Here is a 16,698-nt window from a genome sequence, read left to right as displayed (position 1 = left end):
CAGGTTCGGGAAAGGAGATGTTGTCATGAAGATTGACATGCATTGCCATACAAAGGAGGGCTCCATAGACGGAAAAGTACCCATTGAGGAATATATTCGGCTGCTGAAAAATCAGGGATTCGGGGGAATGCTGGTAACAGACCACGATTCTTACGGCGGCTACCGGTACTGGAAAAAGCATATCAAAGGACAGAAATATCAGGACTTTGTAGTTTTAAAGGGCATTGAATACGACACCCTGGACGCAGGGCATATTCTGGTCATTATGCCGGAGAATATTAAGCTGCGTCTTTTGGAACTGAGAGGTATTCCGGTACAGATGCTGATTCCCATTGTACACAACTACGGAGGCATTTTAGGTCCGGCTCATCCCTGTGGGGAGAAGTTTATGAGCTTTATGAATGCCAAGGCATATAAGCGCAATCCTGACATTTTAAAGGAATTTGATTTCATGGAAACCTTCAATGCCTGTGAACCCCAGGAGGTCAATGACAAGGCAAAGGAAATTGCAGAGAAATATGATTTGCCGGGAACCGGGGGCAGTGATGCCCATAAGGCAGACTGTGTAGGTATGGCCTATACGGAAGTGCCGGACGACATTACCTGTGAAACCGATTTGATTGCCCATATTATCAAGGGGACAAAGCTGGAATGCGGCGGAACCATTTACACCAATACCACCAAGGAAAAGATTGGGAAGGCCAAGGCGGTTCTGTCCCATTCCTTCTGGGTATACAATAAAATCGGAGGCTGGAGCAAGGCCTTTAAGCGCAACAGTAAACTGAAAAAGGGATTTGTGGAAAGAGTAGATGTAAAAAAGGAAGAAAAGAATGAGTAAAAAAATAATTCATGCAGCACTTTTAGGTTTGGGAACTGTGGGAACCGGAGTTTATAAGGTTCTGAAAAGCCAGGAAGAGGAAATGGAACAGAAAATCGGCGCGGCAGTTGCCATTAAAAAGATTCTGGTAAGAAATCTGAAAAAAGCAGCGGCAAAACTGCAGGAGCCGGAACTGCTGACAGACAGCTGGCAGGAAATTCTGGAGGATGAATCCATTGACATTATCATTGAAGTAATGGGTGGTATCCATCCGGCAAAGGAATACATTACAGCCGCTCTTCGTGCGGGAAAACATGTGGTGACAGCCAATAAAGATTTAGTGGCCTCTTTTGGAGGAGAACTTTTGGACTGTGCTGCGGAGCACCACTGCGATTTCCTGTTTGAGGCATCTGTGGCGGGCGGCATTCCCATCATTCGTCCTTTGAAGCAGTGTTTGGCGGGAAATCATATTTCCGAGGTTGTGGGAATTGTCAATGGAACAACCAATTTTATTCTCACTAAAATGACCCAGGAACATATGGAGTTTGCTGATGCCTTGGCTCTGGCTACCAGACTGGGCTATGCTGAGGCTGACCCCACAGCAGATATTCAGGGTTATGACGCAGGGCGAAAAGTGGCTATTATGGCATCCATTGCCTTTAATTCCAGAGTAACCTTTGAAGATGTTTCTACAGAGGGCATTACCCATATTTCTTCCAAGGATATCCGGTATGCAAAAGAACTGGGCTGTGTGATTAAGCTGCTTGGTGTGGCAAAAAATGCAGAGAACGGAATCGAGGTTAAGGTACAGCCCATGCTGGTGCCGGAAGGCCATCCGCTGGCTTCTGTAAACGATTCCTTTAATGCGGTTTTTGTCCATGGAGATGCGGTGGACGACGCTATGTTTTACGGAAGAGGGGCAGGAGAACTGCCGACGGCCAGTGCCATTGTGGGAGATGTCTTTGACATTGTAAGAAATATTCTGTTTCAGTGTACAGGCAGAATCAGCTGCACCTGCTATAAAGAGCTGCCAATTAAGAAACAGGAAGAGACAGAGAGCCGGTTTTTCCTAAGGCTGCATGTAGATGATAAGCCGGGGGTTCTGGCGGGCATTGCCAGCGTACTGGGAAATTATAAGGTAAGTATTGCACAGATGATTCAGAAACACAGAAAAGAGGATTTCGCAGAAATCGTTGTCGTAACCTCAGAGGTCAGAGAAGGAAACTTCCATGACGCTATGCTGATTATTGAGGGCATGGAGGCTGTACATAAGATTTCCTCCGTTATCCGGGTATATGGAGAGCAGGAATGACAGAAAAACTATATTATCAGGACAGTTATCTGTCCGAATTTGAGGCAAAAGTATTATCCTGCGCCCAAAAGGGAAACAAATATGAGGTAGTTCTTTCGGGAACTGCCTTTTTTCCTGAGGGCGGAGGACAGACAGCAGACACGGGAATCCTTTCAGAGGGAGAGAAGACCGTGCAGGTTTTAGACGTACAGGAAAAAGAGGGAATTCTCGTACACGAAACAGACGGGCCGCTGACAGAGGGGGCATGGATAAAGGGAAAACTAAATTTTCAGGAACGGTTTATCAAAATGCAGGAGCATACCGGAGAGCACATTGTATCCGGAATTGTATACAAACGTTTCGGATACCAGAATGTGGGATTTCATCTGGGAAAAGAAGAAGTCACTATGGATTACAATGGCCCTTTGACGGAAGAGGAGCTGCGGGAAATTGAGTATGAGGCTAATCGGGCCGTGGCAGAGGATGTTCCCATTGTGGTGCTGGAACCTTCCAGAGAGGAACTGAAGGATATTTTTTACCGCAGTAAAATGGAGATAGAAGGTCAGGTGCGGATTGTGCAGATTCCGGGCTATGACAGCTGCGCCTGCTGTGCTCCTCATGTAAAAACCACGGGAAGCGTGGGTATGATCAAGATTACGGGTGCCATACGGTATAAAGGAGGTATGCGGCTTTCTTTGCACTGCGGTTTCCGGGCTCTTTTGGATTACCGACAGAAAGAAACCAGTGTGAAACAGATTTCCAACCGCCTTTCTGCAAAGCAGGAGGAGGTTTTTGAGGCAGTAAAAAGGATGGAGCAGGAGATTGCGGCTTTAAAGGAAAAGAACAAAAAGCTGCAGGAGAAGTTAGTGGCTGCCGCTTTAAAAGAGGAAGAAAAGAAACTGGCAGAACATGCGGGGGCCAATCTGATACTTTTTGTGGAAGATATGGACGCGGCTGCCATGCGGAACTTTGTGAATGAGGCAATGGAAAAGACGGAAGGTGTCTGCGGTGTGTTTGCCGGCACAGAGGAAAGCGGCTTTCGGTATGTACTGGGGCAGAGGGAAGGCAGTATCCACATGATTGGGAAACCGTTAAATGAAGCGTTTCACGGAAAAGGAGGCGGGAAACCGCCTATGATACAAGGCTCTTTGAAGGGAAACGAAGAGAAAATCAGAGCATTTCTGGAAGAAACAGAAGGCTGAAGCAGGAATAGTATGAAAAGCGCAGTTTGTAAATCACCCGTTTGGTGAAATGCAGGCTGCGCTTTTCTTTGTGATATATGCAGTTTCGAAAGATTTCTTAATACTATCTTAATACGAAATAAATTCAGATTAATACCTCCTTAATTTGGAAAGGAATACAATGTTACAGCAAGGAGGAAAAAAATTATGATGGATGTAATCATGATTGGAGTCCTGGCCGTGAGCTTCGGACTCGTCAAATTATTTGCAGATTTCTGCGAATCACAGGTAAAACCAAAGGACAAATAGGAGGAAGTAAGAAAATGATCGTTTTGGGAATAATAATTGCAGCCTTAGCGGGATATCTGGTATATGCATTGATTTATCCCGAAAAACTGTAATACAGAATCGAGAGGAAAAGACCAGGAGGAGAAGAAATGTTACAGATTATTTTAACACTTTCGATTTTTGTGATTCTTGTCATTCCTATGGGAAAATACATGTATCACATTACAACCGGACAAAAAACTTTTGCAGATAAAGTATTTGACCCGATAGACTCTTTTATCTATAAAATCTGCGGTATTAAAGGCACAGACATGGGCTGGAAAAAATATGCAGTAACCCTTTTACTGGCTAATGCAGTCATGATATTTGTAGGATATTTGTTTTTGCGGATTCAGAACCTGCCGTTTTTGAATCCCAATGGGATTGATTCCATGGAACCGTCTCTTTCCTTCAATACCATTATCAGTTTCATGACAAACACAAACCTGCAGCATTACGCAGGAGAAAGTGGTTTGTCCAATGCCAGTCAGATGTGTGTCATTATTTATATGATGTTTACCTCTGCAGCCACCGGCTATGCAGCGTGTATGGCTTTTTGCAGAGGACTGGCAGGAAGACAGATTGGCAACTTCTACAGAGATGTGGTGCGGATTATCACCAGAGTTTTGATTCCGCTGTCTTTCCTTGTAGGACTGTTTTTAGTCAGTCAGGGAACACCGCAGACTCTGGGCGGGAACCTTACGGTACATACAATAGAAGGAAAATTGCAGGATATCGCAGTTGGCCCGGTGGCAGCGCTGGAATCCATTAAACATTTAGGTACCAACGGCGGCGGTTTCTTCGGGGCGAACTCAACAACGCCTTTTGAGAATCCTACCATTCTTTCTGACATTACAGAGCTGATTTCCATGATGCTTCTTCCGGGAGCCTGCATTGTCACTTTTGGACATATGATTCATGATAAGAAGAAAGAAAAGGCTGCTTATGGAAAACAGGGAGCAGTGATTTTCGGAGCCATGGCGATTTTGTTTACGGTTGGTCTGGTTATCTGTTATCATGCGGAAATGGCAGGAAATCCGGTTATCGGAAATATGGGAATCGACCAGACAGCCGGCAACATGGAAGGCAAGGAGGTTCGCTTCGGTGTAGCCCAGTCTGCACTCTTTACCACGGTAACCACATCCTTTACCACCGGTACGGTCAACAATATGCATGATACCCTGACCCCTCTGGGCGGTATGGTTCCCATGCTGCATATGATGTTAAACTGTGTGTTTGGCGGAAAAGGCGTAGGTCTGATGAATATGATTATGTACGTGATTCTTGCCGTTTTTATCTGCGGTTTGATGGTAGGGCGTACACCGGAATATCTGAATAAGAAAATTGAAGGAAAAGAAATGAAGCTGGTGGCTATCTGTATTCTGATTCACCCCCTGCTGATTCTGGGATTTTCTGCACTTGCCATATCTGTACAGGCAGGTCTGGACGGCATTACCAATCCCGGCTATCATGGGCTTAGTCAGGTATTGTACGAATATGCCTCATCTGCGGCAAACAATGGTTCCGGATTTGAGGGACTGGCAGACAACAGTGTATTCTGGAATATGACTACAGGATTCGCTATGTTTTTCGGACGATACATTGCCATGGTGGCACAGCTTGCCATTGCAGGTTCCCTGCTTGCCAAGAGAAAGATGAACGAAACCATTGGTACACTGCGTACAGACAATGTGACCTTTATGCTGATTCTGGTATTTATCGTATATATTTTTGCTGCCCTGACCTTCTTCCCGGCATTGGCGCTGGGCCCCATTGCAGAGCATTTGTCTCTGTGGATGTAGAGGAAGAGAAGAGTGACAGGAACCAAAGGAGAGTAAGAAATGGCTAAAAATGAAAGGACAAAATTCATTACCAAAGATATTTTAAAATCATCAATTATCGGTTCTTTTCAGAAACTGGACCCACGTTATATGATAAAGAATCCGGTTATGTTTGTGGTGGAAATCGGCTTTGTAATTACCCTGGTGCTGACCTTTTTTCCAACCCTGTTCGGCGGTGATGCAAAGTATCAGCTTTATAACGGAATTGTAACGCTGATATTGTTTATAACCGTACTGTTCGCAAATTTTGCGGAATCTGTGGCAGAGGGAAGAGGAAAGGCACAGGCGGCTTCTCTTAAAAAGACCAAACAGGATACCAAGGCCAGACTGCTTTTGGCAAATGGTCAGGAAAAAATGATAAATGCGTCAGAACTGAAAAAAGACGATATCGTTCTGGTAAACGCAGGGGAAGTGATCCCGAATGACGGAGAAGTTATAGAAGGCGTTGCTTCTGTAGACGAATCTGCCATTACAGGAGAATCTGCTCCGGTAACCCGTGAGTCAGGAGGAGATTTCTCCTCTGTGACAGGCGGTACAACCGTAGTATCTGACTGGCTGAAAATTAAAATTGTGGCTGAGCCCGGAAAATCTTTCCTTGATAAGATGATTTCCCTGGTAGAAGGTGCAGAAAGACAGAAGACCCCTAATGAAATTGCACTGAACACGCTGCTGATTGTATTGACTTTAATCTTTTTGATTGTAGTGGTAACCTTACATCCCTTTGCAAGCTATCTGGGAGTTGAGATTCCTATTTCCTGGACCATTGCATTGATGGTATGTCTGATTCCAACCACCATTGGCGGACTGCTTTCTGCTATCGGTATTGCGGGTATGGACAGAGTAACCAGATTTAATGTTATCGCCATGTCCGGAAAAGCCGTAGAAGCCTGCGGTGATGTAGATACCATGATTCTGGATAAAACAGGAACCATTACTTATGGAAACAGACTGGCAGCAGAATTTTATCCGGTAAAGGGTGTAGAAAAGACAGATTTGGTGGACTACAGTGTTATGAGTTCCCTCATGGATACCACACCGGAAGGAAAATCTACAGTGGATTTGGGACGGCAGATGGGCTGCGCTTTAGACGAAAGCATTTGCAGTCAGATGGAATTTGTGGAGTTTACCGCACAGTCCAAAATGAGCGGCGTGAATTTAAAAGACGGTACAATGGTGAGAAAGGGTGCTTTTGAAGCCATGAAAACCTTTGCAAGAGAACTGGGCGGAGTGATTCCCGAAGATTTGGAAGGAATTGTAACCGAAGTTTCCAACCTTGGAGGAACGCCTTTGGTGGTTTGTGTAAATAATAAGATTTTAGGTGTCATTTATCTGAAGGATACGGTAAAACCAGGTCTGGTAGAGCGTTTTGAAAGACTCCGGGAAATTGGAATCAAAACCATTATGTGTACGGGAGATAACCCTCTGACTGCAGCTACAATTGCTAAAGAAGCAGGAGTGGACGGATTTATTGCAGAGTGTAAACCCGAAGACAAAATTGACGCTATTAAGAAGGAACAGGCAGAAGGAAAGCTGGTGGCGATGACCGGAGACGGAACCAATGACGCACCGGCGCTGGCGCAGGCAGATGTAGGACTTGCCATGAATTCAGGAACGCAGGCGGCCAAAGAAGCAGCAAACATGGTGGATTTGGATTCTGACCCTACAAAGATTCTGGAAGTGGTAGAGATTGGAAAGCAGCTTCTGATTACCAGAGGTTCTCTGACCACCTTTAGTATTGCCAACGATATTGCAAAATATTTTGCCATTATTCCGGCCATGTTTACCATGGTTCTGCCTCAAATGCAGATTTTAAATATTATGCATCTGGCAACACCGGCAAGCGCGATACTGTCCGCTTTGATTTTCAATGCCCTGATTATTCCGGGGCTGATTCCCATCGCCATGAAGGGTGTAAAATACAAACCCATGAAAGCGGAAAGACTGCTGTTGAGAAATATGGGTATTTACGGTTTGGGCGGAATTGTGGTGCCTTTTGTGGGCATTAAGATTATTGACCTTTTGGTAGCTCCGCTGCTGGCATTAATTGGAATGTAGGAGGAAGACACATGAAAAAGTCTTTGAAATCAATAGGTAAGATGTTAGGATTTTGTATTGTTTTGATGGTACTTTGCTCTTTTGTCTATCCGCTGGCCCTGACTGGAGTCAGCCAGTTGACCATGAAGGACAAGGCAAACGGAAGTCTGGTAGATAAAGAAGGAAATCCGGTTTCAGACCCAGAGGACGCAGTAGGTTCTTCCCTGATTGGGCAGGATTTTACAGAAGATTATTATTTTCAGCCCCGTGTTTCTACTGTAAATTACAATACTTATATAGAGGAAGAAAAAGAAAACGGAGACTATACGGGGGTAGCTTCCGGAAGTTCAAACTATGGAAATTCCAATCCGGATTTGAAAAAGCGCATGGAAAAAGATTTGGATGAATTTTTAGAAAAACATCCGGAGGTAAAGAAGGAAGATATTCCATCAGACCTTCTGACTGCTTCCGGTTCCGGACTTGACCCGGATATTTCACCGAAAGCTGCTGAAATCCAGATTTCTGCAGTAGCCGAAAATTCCGGATTATCCGAGGAAGAGGTTTCTGAAATTGTAAAAGACAATACAGAGCATAAGTTTCTGGGTGTTTTTGGAGAAGACAGAGTGAATGTTTTGAAATGCAATCTGGCAATCGCAGATGCTATGGGGATTTTAGATGGAGAATGAAAGACCGGATTCCCAACAATTGTTGAGGAAACTGAAATATGAGGAAGAGCAAAAACAGAAGAAAACCAGGGGAAAGCTGAAAATCTTTCTGGGGTATGCGGCCGGTTCCGGCAAAACCTATACCATGCTGGAGGCAGCTCATGAAGCGCTGCGGCATGGTGTGGAGGTTGTGGCAGGTTATGTGGAGCCCCATGCCAGACCGGATACCCAGGCGCTGACAGAAGGAATTGAAATGCTGCCCCCTATGATGGTGGATTACAAGGGCGTCAAGCTGCGGGAGTTTGATGTAGACGCAGCTTTAAAGCGGAAGCCAAAGTTAATGTTGGTGGATGAATTGGCGCATACAAATGCAAAGGGGTGCCGCAACGAAAAACGATACCAGGACGTAAAGGAATTATTACGTGCTGGTATCAACGTGTATACAACTCTGAATATTCAACATCTGGAAAGTCTGAATGACCTGGTAGGAACTATTACGCAAATCGAAGTTCGGGAGAGGATTCCTGACAGGATATTTGATATGGCGGACCAGGTTGAGGTGATAGATATTGAGCCGGATGAATTGATTGAGCGAATGAAGGAAGGGAAAATCTATGGCCGGCTGCAGGCGGAGAGAGCTCTTTCTAATTTTTTTAAACGGGAAAAACTGGTGGCACTCAGAGAAATCACGCTGCGCCGGGTGGCAGACCGCGTGAATCGGATTGCGGAAGAAGAGCGAAATGCTTTGGGAAACATGGAGTATCATACCGGAGAGCATATTCTGGCCTGTGTTTCTTCTGCACCCTCCAGTGCAAAGGTGATTCGTACTGCGTCTCGTTTGGCCTATGCGTTCCATGCCCAATTTACAGTGCTGTCTGTAGAAACACCGGAGCTGAAGCAGGCAGATGAGAAGACGAAGCGTGTGTTGAACCGTCATTTGGAGCTGGCCAGAGCTCTGGGGGCGAAGATTGTCACTGTATATGGCTCGGATATTGCACAGCAGATTGCAGAATATGCCATTGTGGGAAATGTGTCCAAGGTTGTTATCGGAAAAAACAACCGCAGGAGATTCTGGGAAAAGGGTAAGGTGGAAGTGCTGGAGACGCTGATGTATCGGGCGCCTAACATCGATATTTATATTATTCCGGACGGCAGGAAGAAGAATACCGGGAAGGAACCGGCAGGAAAGGGGAGACACCGGTCAGAACATTCACACACGGTAGCAGACCTGGCGGCTATTACAGGAGTTCTGCTGCTGACAACAGCGGTGGCTTTTGGATTTCAGAAACTGGGACTTTCTGAATCTAATATTATCATGACCTATATTCTGGGTGTTTTGCTGTCTTCTTATATTGCGGATAAAAAAATTTATGCTCTGTATTCCTCGCTTTTCAGTGTTCTGACATTTAATTTCTTTTTTACAGACCCTTATCTGAGCTTTAAGGCGTATGATAAAGGGTATCCGACTACGTTTGTTATGCTGTTTGTAGTAGGATTTTTCACAGCGAGTTTGACCAGAAAATTGAAGCAGCAGAATCGGGAAAGCGCGAAAAAGCAGTATCGAACTGAGATTCTGTTGGAAAACAGCCAGAAGCTGCGCAGATGTAAATCGAAAGCAGAGGTATGGAAGCAGGTGGCAGAGCAGGCAGGGAAACTGCTGAATCTGTCCATTCTCATTTACCCGGTGAAAAAAGACGGGCTTTTGGATTTGCCGCTTCTTTTTCCCAGAAAAGGCATGGAGCAAAGAACACTGGAAGAATTGGTGAATTTTCAGGAAAAAGCGGTGGTGCAGTGGGTGGCGGCTAATCATCACCGGGCAGGAGCCTGTACCCATACGCTTCCCGAGGCACAGGCCATGTATCTTCCTGTACAGGACGCAGAGGAGGTCAAAGGTGTTATGGGGATTCTTTTGGAAGAACGCAGACCAGTTCAGGATTTTGAGTATGGATTGCTGATTGCCATGCTCAATGAGGCCGGAGTCAAGCTGCAGGATGCACTGCCTGAGAAGCAGATAAAGTCTTCCTAGATGGGCAGGCCGTATATCCATACTCTTTTTTCGTCTGTTGACGTACCCGGAAAAATCCTTTATTATAAGCAGAGTTAAAGGATTAAATGCAGAGGAGTCTTTTCATGAATATTTTAAACATAGAAAATATCAGCAAAATTTACGGAGAAAAAGTGATTTTTGACCATGCGTCCTTTGGTATTCAAGAAGGGGACAAAATCGGTATTATTGGTATAAATGGTACGGGAAAAACCACGCTTTTGAAAATGGCAGCCGGATTGGAAGAACCGGATGAGGGACAGATTATTAAGCAGAATAATCTGCGGATTGCCTATCTGCCGCAAAATCCCCAATTTCCGGAAAATGCCACGATTTTGTCTTATATCCAGGACAGTGAGCAGCAGTGGAAAATAGAGAGCAATTTGAATAAGCTGGGGATTCTGGAGTATGATACGCCGATAGAATATCTTTCCGGAGGACAGCGGCGCAAGGTAGCTCTGGCTAAAGTACTGGCTTTGGATTTTGATATGTTGCTGCTGGACGAGCCTACCAATCATTTGGATGCGGAGATGATTGCCTGGCTGGAAGAATATCTGCGGGAATTTCGGGGAACCGTCCTTATGGTTACCCATGACCGTTATTTTTTAGACCGGGTGACAAACCGGATTCTGGAAATCAGTCATGGGCAGATGTACAGCTATCCTGCGAATTACTCCCAGTTTCTGGAAATGAAAGCGGAGAGAGAAGAAATGGAACTGGCCTCTGAGAGAAAACGGCAGAGTGTGCTGCGCATGGAACTGGAATGGGCCAAGAGAGGCTGTCGGGCCAGAAGTACCAAGCAAAGATCCCGATTGGAACGTCTGGAAGCGTTAAAAAATCAGAGTGCCCCGGTGAAGGACCAGACTGTGGAACTGGATTCCGTGGAAACCAGAATGGGAAAAAAGACCATCGAGCTGCATCAGGTGAGCAAAGGCTTTGGAAGTCTGAAAATTGCAGACGATTTTGAATATATCTTTCTGAAGAATCAGAAGGTGGGAATTATCGGGCCAAACGGCTGTGGAAAATCCACGTTTATGAAGATGCTGGCAGGTTTGGTGAAACCGGACAGCGGAACCATTGAAATTGGGGAAACAATTCGCATGGGATATTTTGCTCAGGAAGAGCAGCATATGGACGAAAAGCAGAGAGTGATTGATTATGTCAAAGATATCGGGGAGTATATCACTACAAGAGAAGGCAGAATCAGCGCCTCCCAGATGCTGGAGCGTTTTCTGTTTACACCGGATATGCAGTACGCCCCCATTGGTAAACTTTCAGGGGGAGAGAAGCGGCGGCTGTACCTGTTGGGTATCTTATGCGAAAATATCAATGTGCTTTTACTGGACGAGGCCGGGAATAATCTGGATATTCCTACCATGACGATTCTGGAAGATTATCTGAACTCTTTTCAGGGCATTGTGATTACCGTATCCCATGACCGCTATTTTCTGGATAATGTGGTGGACCGGATTCTGGAGTTTGACGGAAATGGACACATCTGTCAGTATGAGGGCGGTTATACGGATTACCTGAGTGCAAAAGGGCAAAGTGGACAGGCGCAGAGTGGTTCACCAGAGAAAAGGGCGGAGAACACAGAAAAGAAAGCGAACAAAGACTGGAAACAGAACCGAAGTACAAAGCTGAAATTCACCTATAAAGAGCAGAGGGAATTTGAGACCATTGATGAGGACATTACAGCGCTGGAAGAAAAAATTGCTCATTTGGATGAGGAAATTATGAAAAACGCCACCAATTCCGGGAAACTCAATGAACTGACACAGGAAAAGGAAGCGGCTGAAGAGCAGTTGGAAGAAAAAATGGACCGCTGGGTGTATTTAACTGATTTGGCGGAAAAAATAGCGGCGCAGTAAGAAACTGCGCCGCTCTGTGCGTTCTACAGGAATCTGCGAAGCGGAAGAATCACTACGCGCAAAACACCATAAAAAACTTTCTTTCCGGTGGTCATTTCTTTCGCTTTATAGTTTTCTCCATACTGATATTCTCCGTTTTCCTGCATGATTTTACTGTAAGTTTTGTCTGTTTCCACTTCTTTGCGTATCATGGAGTTCAGTGCCGGAGCATCCACGGCAAGCATAAGTTCCGTATCCTGGTAAGTGCTGCGCATATCCAGATTATAAGAGCCCAGAATGCTCATACGGTCATCCAGCAGGACAGCCTTGGTATGGCAGGAATGTTTTCCCATAAATTCATAGACCTTTACGCCGGTTTTTCGGATATTTTTCTGCTGATTGAGATAATCCGTACAGCCCCAGGGATTGGCACCGCTGGCTACGTCATTGGTAATGATTTCCACCGGAATATTTTTCTCCTGCAGAGAAGCCAGATCCTGATACATTTCTTTGCCGCAGATAATATACGGGGTGTAAATGGTTACCTCTTCCGCTTCGGACATAAGTTGGTGCAGAGCATACCACATCCAGGGCTCTTTGTTTTCCGATTCCAGAGGATTGCATAAAAGAGAAATCTTGTTAGTCTCAAAAGTTTTTTCTTCATAATTCCAGGGTTCATAAGCCTGGGGATACAGTTCCTGCAGGCGGCTGAAACGTTCCTTCAACTGTGCCGCAGCATCAGAGACCTTTTTCGTTTCTTTTTTGCACACAAAATCTTTGCTGTCTGAGAGTCCCCAGATGTTTTCAAAATAAGTTTTTACTTGAAAGAGAGAAGCGTCCGGATTGCTTTCCGTCTCATATACAAACAGTTCCCGGTCAATATTTTTGGAAGAAGAATAGTCCCCCAAAAAGAGATTCATGGTGTTTCTTCCGCCCAGAAGATACATCTGCTCATCAACAATTACATATTTGTCATGAAGCCGTGCCTGCATATCCCAGGGTTTTAAAAGGTTAATGGGATTGTATACTTTTACCTGAATATTTTCATGGGCTGCCAAAGCCTGGAACCATTCAGGGCTTTGCAGTTTCATGTCCAGAAGTCCGCTGAAACCGTCCACAATGACCCGTACCTTTACGCCGCGTTCAGCCGCATGGTACAGAGCTGCCATTACATCTTTTCCTGCCTTGTCGGCATTAAAATCAAAGGTGGAAAGAATGATTTCTTTTTGGGCGCTGTTTATCATGTGCAGGCGGTATAAGAGGGCGTCTGTGTTGTCAGGGATATAGGCGGCCCGTTCCGTCCCCACCGAAGAACTGTAAAATTCTCTCTCCGCAAACTGTTTTTTGAAAGATGCCGACACTTTTTTGTGAGGAATATAAGGTACCGTCAGAGCCCCTATATACAGAAGCAGAAACAACAGCAGTCCATGTCTTTTCAGAATTCGTTTCACGGAAAAACCGGAAATCTTATGCATGAGGAAAGCCTCCCTTTCTCTTTGGTGTCAAATTAGTCGCTTACAGGCGCAAGCAGAACTTTTCCGGTACCCCGGTATACATTTACCAGTCCTTCGCCGGAGGCCGCAGAGCCAATAAGGGATTTTCCGGAACGTTCTACCGTAAAGTCCAGACTTCCACTCCATGCAATGGCCATATTGCCGTCCACCTTCAGTACATCGTCCTGCAGGGTAATTTCTACCAGTTCTTCTTTCGGGCAGACTGATTCCAGGCAAACCACTCCGTTTCCGGAAAGTCCCAGGTTAAACAGGCCTTCATTTCCGGCTACTGCGGAGGAAAAGCTGGAACGCATAACCGCCTTCTGGCGAATGGAAGAGTCGCAGGCCAGGAACAGGCCGTCATCCAGCACCACAGAACCGTTCCAGTCCTCCAGATTTAAAAGCAGCAGATGCTTGTAGGTAGGCTCTAATACCATGACGCCGTCTCCGGTGTATTCCGGTTTGATAGCAGATTCTCCGGTGACTTTTCCCCGGACAGCTTTGCCAAAGAAGTCACCGACGCCCTTAATTCCCGTGACCGCTTTGACATTTCCAACCATCCACTGCATAGCGCCTGACTGGACGGTAACCCGGGCTTTGCTTAAATCGCAGACAACCTGTCTTTTGCGTACATTCATGGCATTGCAAAAATAAGCAGCCGCTGCGTTGTTTGGCATAACGCTCAAATCCCTCAGATATTCGATAACCGTAAAAGGTCCGGCGCTGTCCAGAACGCGAATATCATCGTTGTTTGTAAAATTAGAAATTTGAAACATAAAAACACCCCTTTCGAATAAAAAATATAGTGTCTATTTTCTGGATATAAAATCCGGAAGACCGTCAGAACCCAGTGGGATTTCTACTGCGCCCTGAATCAACGGAAGGGCATAGGCGAAGAAATCTTCTGTGACATCAGAACCATCTTGGGAAATCCATTCCAAAGGCACAGTTTTTTCTTTGTTGCAGATTTCGTTTACATCTTCCAGCCCCAGCGTCATACGATAAGGAAGATTGGAGGTACGCACATAGGAAACCATTTTTCCTGTTTCACCTTTTAAGGCAGCTTTTACGCCAAAGGCACCGGCCAGAACAGCTTCTTTCTGGTCTGTAGCGGACATCATGGAAGCGGAGCAGCGCTGGCTTACGTTTAATTCGACGGAGCGGGCTTTCACATTTAAGCGGTTTCTTACCAGGTTTTCCAGGTATTTGCCGCAGCCGGCCAGCATTTTGTGACCGAAAGAGTCTGTGCCTACGCTGTTGTCGTATTCACAGATAAAAGTGCCGTCTTTGTCATGAATACCTTCTGATACACAGACAACTACGTTGGGGTTCTTCTCAAAAGCTGCTTCTATTTTTGCAAGAAAAGCTTCCTGGTCAAAAGCAGTTTCCGGAAGATAGATAAGAAGGGGATTGTCGTTTGCATGTTTTCTGGCCAGTGCCCCTGCTGCGGTAAGCCAGCCGGCGTGGCGTCCCATAATTTCAATAATAGTGACAGATTTTGTCTCGTAGACGTTGGCATCTACGGTGATTTCCCGTACGGTAGATGCTACATAACGTGCCGCGCTTCCGAAGCCCGGTGTGTGGTCTGTCAGCACCAGGTCATTGTCTATGGTTTTCGGTTCCCCGATGACGCGGATGTTGCTGCCTGTCTTTGCTGCATACCGGGACAGTTTGTTCACCGTATCCATGGAGTCATTGCCGCCGATATAGAAAAAATACCCAATCTCAAGCTCTTCAAATTTCCGGAAGAGGAGAGGGTATACCGGGTCATTTAAATCTTCGGGAAGCTTGTAGCGGCAGGAGCCGAGATAAGCTCCGGGTGTGGTTTTCAGTTTTTCCAGTTCATCGGCGCCAAGGGCCTCTTTGAAATCCAGAAAACGACCTGTCAGAAAACCTTCGATGCCGTTTAACATTCCGTAAACACGCCCGATGGATTCCTGCCGCATGGCTTCTGATACCACGCCGTAAAGGCTGCTGTTAATGACTGCGGTAGGTCCGCCGGACTGTCCTACAATTAAATTTTTTCTGTTCATATATAAAATCCTTTCCTGTGTTTTCTTATTTACAAATTTTATACTTTGGTGCTTTTTCATTATAGCATGGAATCTATGAAATTGCATTAAGAAATGCTTGCCTGAAAAGGAAAATGTGTTATAATGGTTTCAGCACATTAAATAAATGGAGGTCATGAATTATGTTAGTATCAGCAGCAGAAATGTTGAAAAAAGCAAAAGCAGGACACTACGCAGTAGGACAGTTTAACATCAACAACATGGAGTGGACAAAAGCAGCTCTTTTAACAGCAGAAGAATGTAAATCCCCAATCATCTTAGGTGTTTCCGAAGGTGCAGGAAAATATATGTGTGGTTTTAAGACCGTAGCCGACATGGTAAAAGCCATGATGGAAGAACTGAACATCACAGTTCCGGTTGCTCTGCACTTAGACCACGGTACATATGACGGATGCTACAAATGCATCAAAGCAGGATTTTCTTCTATTATGTTCGACGGTTCTCACTACCCAATCGAAGAAAATGTAGAAAAGACAAAAGAACTGGCTGGCGTATGCAAAGGCCTCGGACTTTCTCTGGAAGCAGAAGTTGGTTCTATCGGCGGAGAAGAAGACGGTGTTGTAGGTATGGGCGAATGCGCAGACCCGAAGGAATGTAAAATGATTGCAGACCTGGGCGTAGACATGCTGGCAGCAGGAATCGGAAATATCCACGGAAAATATCCGGAAAACTGGGGCGGACTTCGCTTTGACGTTCTGGATGACATTCAGAAATTAACAGGTGAAATGCCATTAGTTCTGCACGGCGGTACAGGTATCCCGGCTGACATGATTAAAAAAGCGATTGATTTAGGCGTATCTAAAATCAATGTAAACACAGAATGCCAGTTATCTTTCGCAGAAGCTACCAGAAAATACATCGAAGCAGGCAAAGACAACGAAGGAAAAGGATATGACCCTCGTAAATTATTAAAACCTGGTTTTGACGCTATCTGTGATACAATCAAAGAGAAAATGGAACTCTTCGGTTCTGTTGGAAAAGCATTTGAATAAGAAGATAAAAACTCCAGAATAGAATATGCAGAGGTTCTGCCATTTGGGCAGAAAAGAGAAAACGGTATGGCCCGGATAGGGGGCTGTACCG

The 16,698-nt window shown here is 45.3% G+C and carries 13 protein-coding genes; 10 read left to right on the top strand and 3 right to left on the bottom strand.

Going from position 1 to position 16,698, the window contains the following annotated elements; genetic code table 11:
- Nucleotides 1-25 precede the first annotated feature (25 nt).
- The 9 genes from WKT17_RS00675 to WKT17_RS00640 all read left to right on the top strand — a co-directional run bounded on the left by WKT17_RS00675 (nt 26) and on the right by WKT17_RS00640 (nt 12,071).
- Nucleotides 26-838: a PHP-associated domain-containing protein gene (locus tag WKT17_RS00675; RefSeq protein WP_173748857.1), complete on the top strand. Its 813-nt coding sequence runs from the start codon at nt 26-28 to the stop codon at nt 836-838.
- Nucleotides 831-2,129, top strand: coding sequence for a homoserine dehydrogenase (locus WKT17_RS00670; protein WP_173748856.1), 1,299 nt, complete (start codon nt 831-833; stop codon nt 2,127-2,129). The genes WKT17_RS00675 and WKT17_RS00670 overlap by 8 nt, the downstream gene beginning before the upstream one ends.
- Nucleotides 2,126-3,310 (top strand): alanyl-tRNA editing protein, encoded by a 1,185-nt coding sequence (locus WKT17_RS00665; RefSeq protein ID WP_173748855.1) that lies wholly within the window; start codon nt 2,126-2,128, stop codon nt 3,308-3,310. Before WKT17_RS00670 ends, WKT17_RS00665 begins: the two co-directional genes overlap by 4 nt.
- Before the next feature lie 302 nt (nt 3,311-3,612).
- Nucleotides 3,613-3,690: a K(+)-transporting ATPase subunit F gene (kdpF, locus tag WKT17_RS16275; protein WP_173748870.1), complete on the top strand. Its 78-nt coding sequence runs from the start codon at nt 3,613-3,615 to the stop codon at nt 3,688-3,690.
- Nucleotides 3,691-3,726: 36 nt separating this feature from the next.
- Nucleotides 3,727-5,418: a potassium-transporting ATPase subunit KdpA gene (kdpA, locus tag WKT17_RS00660; RefSeq protein WP_173748854.1), complete on the top strand. Its 1,692-nt coding sequence runs from the start codon at nt 3,727-3,729 to the stop codon at nt 5,416-5,418.
- 39 nt (nt 5,419-5,457) lie between these two features.
- A complete protein-coding gene (kdpB, locus tag WKT17_RS00655) occupies nt 5,458-7,512 on the top strand; it encodes a potassium-transporting ATPase subunit KdpB (RefSeq protein WP_291681276.1) in 2,055 nt (684 codons plus the stop codon).
- 11 nt (nt 7,513-7,523) lie between these two features.
- Nucleotides 7,524-8,177: a potassium-transporting ATPase subunit KdpC gene (gene kdpC / locus WKT17_RS00650; RefSeq protein WP_173748852.1), complete on the top strand. Its 654-nt coding sequence runs from the start codon at nt 7,524-7,526 to the stop codon at nt 8,175-8,177.
- Nucleotides 8,167-10,182 carry a DUF4118 domain-containing protein gene (locus tag WKT17_RS00645; RefSeq protein WP_291681274.1) on the top strand — a complete coding sequence of 672 codons (2,016 nt, stop codon included), beginning with the start codon at nt 8,167-8,169 and terminating at the stop codon, nt 10,180-10,182. Before kdpC ends, WKT17_RS00645 begins: the two co-directional genes overlap by 11 nt.
- 104 nt (nt 10,183-10,286) lie before the next feature.
- A complete protein-coding gene (locus WKT17_RS00640) occupies nt 10,287-12,071 on the top strand; it encodes an ABC-F family ATP-binding cassette domain-containing protein (protein ID WP_173748850.1) in 1,785 nt (594 codons plus the stop codon).
- 23 nt (nt 12,072-12,094) lie between these two features.
- Here the strand turns inward: WKT17_RS00640 and WKT17_RS00635 are convergent, their stop codons facing one another.
- From WKT17_RS00635 to WKT17_RS00625, 3 genes are read right to left on the bottom strand one after another with little or no spacing between them, the layout of a single operon-like run.
- On the bottom strand, nt 12,095-13,525 hold the full coding sequence (locus tag WKT17_RS00635) for a phospholipase D-like domain-containing protein (protein WP_291681272.1): 1,431 nt from the start codon (nt 13,523-13,525) through the stop codon (nt 12,095-12,097).
- Between the two features lie 32 nt (nt 13,526-13,557).
- Nucleotides 13,558-14,319 (bottom strand): AIM24 family protein, encoded by a 762-nt coding sequence (locus WKT17_RS00630; protein WP_291681270.1) that lies wholly within the window; start codon nt 14,317-14,319, stop codon nt 13,558-13,560.
- Nucleotides 14,320-14,352: 33 nt separating this feature from the next.
- A complete protein-coding gene (locus WKT17_RS00625) occupies nt 14,353-15,576 on the bottom strand; it encodes a 6-phosphofructokinase (RefSeq protein WP_291681268.1) in 1,224 nt (407 codons plus the stop codon).
- Nucleotides 15,577-15,737: 161 nt separating this feature from the next.
- On the opposite strand from WKT17_RS00625, the gene fba reads away from it, so the two are divergent.
- Entirely contained in the window at nt 15,738-16,607 is an 870-nt protein-coding gene (gene fba, locus WKT17_RS00620; RefSeq protein ID WP_173748846.1) for a class II fructose-1,6-bisphosphate aldolase, read from the top strand.
- The last annotated feature ends 91 nt before the right edge of the window (nt 16,608-16,698 follow it).

It is taken from the genome of Blautia sp. HCN-20427 (genome assembly GCF_037890365.1).
Lineage (GTDB): Bacteria > Bacillota > Clostridia > Lachnospirales > Lachnospiraceae > Blautia.
Note: the sequence above shows the minus strand (reverse complement) of the source record. Positions and strands in the feature narration are given on the sequence as shown.

Excerpts from the sequence above, each read along its gene's own strand:
- WKT17_RS00665 (WP_173748855.1), top strand. The coding sequence starts at position 2,126 with ATGACAGAAAAACTATATTATCAGGACAGTTATCTGTCCGAATTTGAG.
- WKT17_RS00625 (WP_291681268.1), bottom strand. The coding sequence starts at position 15,576 with ATGAACAGAAAAAATTTAATTGTAGGACAGTCCGGCGGACCTACCGCA.
- kdpB (WP_291681276.1), top strand. The coding sequence starts at position 5,458 with ATGGCTAAAAATGAAAGGACAAAATTCATTACCAAAGATATTTTAAAA.
- WKT17_RS00630 (WP_291681270.1), bottom strand. The coding sequence starts at position 14,319 with ATGTTTCAAATTTCTAATTTTACAAACAACGATGATATTCGCGTTCTG.
- WKT17_RS00640 (WP_173748850.1), top strand. The coding sequence starts at position 10,287 with ATGAATATTTTAAACATAGAAAATATCAGCAAAATTTACGGAGAAAAA.
- kdpF (WP_173748870.1), top strand. The coding sequence starts at position 3,613 with ATGATCGTTTTGGGAATAATAATTGCAGCCTTAGCGGGATATCTGGTA.
- fba (WP_173748846.1), top strand. The coding sequence starts at position 15,738 with ATGTTAGTATCAGCAGCAGAAATGTTGAAAAAAGCAAAAGCAGGACAC.
- kdpC (WP_173748852.1), top strand. The coding sequence starts at position 7,524 with ATGAAAAAGTCTTTGAAATCAATAGGTAAGATGTTAGGATTTTGTATT.
- WKT17_RS00635 (WP_291681272.1), bottom strand. The coding sequence starts at position 13,525 with ATGCATAAGATTTCCGGTTTTTCCGTGAAACGAATTCTGAAAAGACAT.
- kdpA (WP_173748854.1), top strand. The coding sequence starts at position 3,727 with ATGTTACAGATTATTTTAACACTTTCGATTTTTGTGATTCTTGTCATT.
- WKT17_RS00675 (WP_173748857.1), top strand. The coding sequence starts at position 26 with ATGAAGATTGACATGCATTGCCATACAAAGGAGGGCTCCATAGACGGA.
- WKT17_RS00645 (WP_291681274.1), top strand. The coding sequence starts at position 8,167 with ATGGAGAATGAAAGACCGGATTCCCAACAATTGTTGAGGAAACTGAAA.
- WKT17_RS00670 (WP_173748856.1), top strand. The coding sequence starts at position 831 with ATGAGTAAAAAAATAATTCATGCAGCACTTTTAGGTTTGGGAACTGTG.